Here is a 3,614-nt window from a genome sequence, read left to right on the forward strand (position 1 = left end):
ATGGCACGGTTGTGGAAATCGACATCCGAAAGTATTTCAACACAATACCCCATATTGAGCTGATGAGTTTACTGCGGAAGAAGATATCAGATCGCCGTTTTCTCAGACTGATTGAGGTCTTAATAACGGCGCCCGTCATAGTGGATAAAGAGACATCCCGCAATATGCGCGGGTGTCCGCAAGGTTCAATTCTGTCACCAATATTGGCCAATATCTACCTGCATCATGTCATAGACGAATGGTTTGATGAAATCAGCCATTCTCATATTCATGGACGGGCAGAGATGGTGAGGTATGCCGATGACAGGGTATTTACCTTTCAATATTCCAGCGAAGCTAAACGCTTTTACAAGGCGCTACCCAAAAGACTGAATAAATTTGGTCTTGAGCTGCACAGTGACAAATCGCAGTTAATTCCGGCGGGTCACATAGCGGCAATGAGAGCCAGCCAGTCTGGAAAGCGCCTGCCGACGTTTAACTTTCTGGGGTTTACCTGCTATTGGGGGAAAACACGAAAGGGTTTCTGGCGGTTGAAGTTAACCAGCCGAAAAGACCGTTTTGCCGCCAAATTGAAGGGCCTCAGGGATTTCCTCTGGAAGAATCTGAATGCAACCGACAAAAGGCTCATCCTGAATACCGTCATCAGAGTCATCAGAGGCTGGATAAATTATCACGGTATTTCTGATAACCAGAGACGAGTCGGGCAGTTTATCTACCAAAGTACGCGAATAATCTATCGATGGTTCAACCGTCAAGGAGGACGTCGCCGATTGACGTGGAAGAAGCTGAATCTGATCTTAAAAATGCTGGGTTATCCGTCCAGATGGAAAACACGTTCAATGTTCAATTCTCGCTGAATATGTGTGTGGGGACATAGATCTGTCGGGAGCCGGATGCGGTAGTTCCGCACGTCCGGTTCTGCGGAGGGGGCTGTCTGGGTGACCGGACAGCTCTACTCACCCCCCACCCTGTGAGAGGTACGCTAGCAGGGTATTTTATTTTAGAGGGAACCATCATGCAAAACGTTACGCTTATTGGTATCGATCTCGGTAAACATTCCTTCCATGTCCACTGTCAGGACAGGCAGGGTAACGCCCTGCTGCGTAAGAAGTTTTCCCGCACTCAGCTTATTAATTTTCTCGGTTCCTGCAAGGCTGCAACCGTAGTGATGGAGTCCTGCGGTGGGGCGCACTTTATGGCTCGCCGGATCGCTGATTTAGGCCATGAGGCAAAGCTGATTTCTCCGCAGTTCGTCCGTCCTTTTGTTAAGAGTAACAAGAACGATTTTGTCGATGCTGAAGCTATCTGCGAGGCAGCTTCCCGGCCCTCCATGCGCTTTGTGCCCCCCGCACAGAAGACCAACAGGCGATGGCCGCCCTCCATCGCGTCAGAGACTCACTGATACGGCAACGCGTTAAAACCACCAATCAGATGCACGCTTTTTTGCTGGAGTTCGGCGTCAGTCTGCCGCGCGGTATTGCCGTGATACGACGTCTGGCCGCTGTGCTGGAAGAAAATGACTTTCCGCCTTATCTGGCAAGGGTTCTGAGCAGACGCCACAGTCATTATGTTTACCTCAGCGGAGAAATTGAGGAAGTCGATAAGGAACTGAAAACGCATCTGGCGGAAGATGAAACCGCGCAACGCCTGCTGACCATTCCTGGCGTTGGGCCGGTAACGGCGAGTCTGTTAGCCATGCGGCTGGGGGACGGTAAAAACTATGCCAGCAGCCGTGACTTTGCGGCTTCAACAGGGTTGGTTCCCCGCCAGTACAGCACGGGTGGAAAAACGACACTGATGGGCATCAGCAAGCGGGGTGATAAAAATCTGAGACGGCTGCTGGCGCAGTGTGCCAGGGTCTTTATGCAGCGGCTGGAGCATAATCCAGGGCGTCTGGCAGAGTGGGTGAACAGGCAGCTTGCCCGCCATCACTCGAACGTTGTGGCGTGCGCGCTGGCGAACAAACTGGCACGAATAGCCTGGGCCGTTACGGCACATCAGACGGTGTTCATTAAATAAAAGAGCCAACGAAAAACTGCGTTAGCTCAGTAAGTTAAGCAGTTACCATCTGGTTTTGCGACGACAGATAATTGATGACATGAACGGCATATCGGCCTGCTGATGAACCTGATATAAAAAATGGCTCTCTGAAGCCGACCGGTTTTTAAGGTTCGGCAGGCACGGAACTCATCGTGGCGCGGGCATGACTGCTCACCAGACGCCGAATAGATTTACGCAAGCCCACCATACATCAAAATTTGTGTTGCAAAAACGGGGGTGACCATAGATTTTTATAAGAAAAACCCTGACGATGTAGCCATTTATTCATGCTTAGAATGCTAAAGGTAATATTCCAGAGCTGAGCGACATAGGCCACGATTTCATGTGTGTGATGGAAAAGATGTTGAGATAAGTGGTTGATTAAAAAATCAGTTTGCTTTCGAGAAAGCAAACTATCAGCCCCCCATTATCAGATTTAAGTTTACCTTGATTAAGGTAATCACTGATATGGCGGTCAACGGTGGTCTGATGGAGTCGCAATGCCTGGGCTATCATCACAGAACTCCACCCTTCAGAAGCCAGAAGGATAGCTTTTATTCTGTCTCGTACTTGACCATCACGAGTGGTGTCGTGAAGACGCTCAAGTTTGATTTTTTGTTCTGATGTAATAAATATTTTCATAGTGAGGATAATGATCCCCATTTCGGATAAAATCAAGCATCTTCAATGATTACGGGTATATAGTCAGGAATATTGAATAATTTAACTTTGATATGATAATTCGGTATATATTTTTCATATTGGATTGTTTCTATATTAAGACGAAATAAGGGAAGTGATAATTCCCATGTTTAGTTATTTAGTCAGGTTTATTTGTTATTGTTGTTATTATCTGTTATGTGATCTAAAACGAATTTTATTGTTAATTTTGTTTTGTTTTTTTGACTGATTCGGCATTTCAATCATATGTTTAATTGTAGAATTATTGTTGAAAATATTTTTTGATAAAAATAATTGGAAATTTGATAATGGTAATGTGTTTCTTAATGGTGATATTAGGCTGATTCAATGGGGTTTAATTTCATGGTTTCGCTTTTTTATATATTGGTTTTGTTTTAAATGACTAAATAGGTTTCATAATTCCGCTACACGTGGTTTCCTTCAACCCATTGTCATTGTTATACATAGGGTTGTTAGTAGATAAGGTGTAGCACCATTTTGGAAAGTTATTTAGTAATAATATAGAGTTAAAAGCTGTTGAGGACAGTTTTAATGTGGATGTTGATCTTGTTTACAATGTCTACGTTGGCGGTGTTACTTTGTTGTTATAAGATAATATCGGATATGATTTTTTATCTGAGACTATATTTCCGTGTAATGTATAATAAGCTATGAAAATTGTCTAATCCCTAATTATTTAATTTGTTTTCAGTCAATGAAATTGCAGAAATTAATCAAATTTATCTAAAACAGGAACGAAATGGAACCGTCATTCCGCACCGTATTTCTGATTTAAAAATAGTGTGATCTTACACAGGTTTTTTGTATTGATGACATCGGTGGGGTTGACGGTAATCGCCAATTTTGATCTATTACTTTTATTTGCCGGAAAG

General features: G+C 44.1%; 1 protein-coding gene and 2 pseudogenes. 2 read left to right on the forward strand and 1 reads right to left on the reverse strand.

Annotation, left to right across the window (positions count from 1 at the left end):
• A partial coding sequence (locus AACQ83_RS23585; RefSeq protein ID WP_255567003.1) for a reverse transcriptase domain-containing protein occupies positions 1-857 on the forward strand: 857 nt, incomplete at its 5' end.
• 158 nt (positions 858-1,015) lie between these two features.
• A pseudogene (locus tag AACQ83_RS23590) lies at positions 1,016-2,019 on the forward strand (IS110 family transposase).
• 235 nt (positions 2,020-2,254) lie between these two features.
• On the opposite strand, the pseudogene AACQ83_RS23595 reads toward AACQ83_RS23590, so the two are convergent.
• Positions 2,255-2,682 (reverse strand): annotated as a pseudogene (locus AACQ83_RS23595) (helix-turn-helix domain-containing protein); the annotation flags it as partial.
• Between the last annotated feature and the right edge of the window lie 932 nt (positions 2,683-3,614).

It is taken from the genome of Photorhabdus sp. S10-54, from assembly GCF_963878145.1.
GTDB classification, from domain to species: domain Bacteria; phylum Pseudomonadota; class Gammaproteobacteria; order Enterobacterales; family Enterobacteriaceae; genus Photorhabdus; species Photorhabdus kayaii.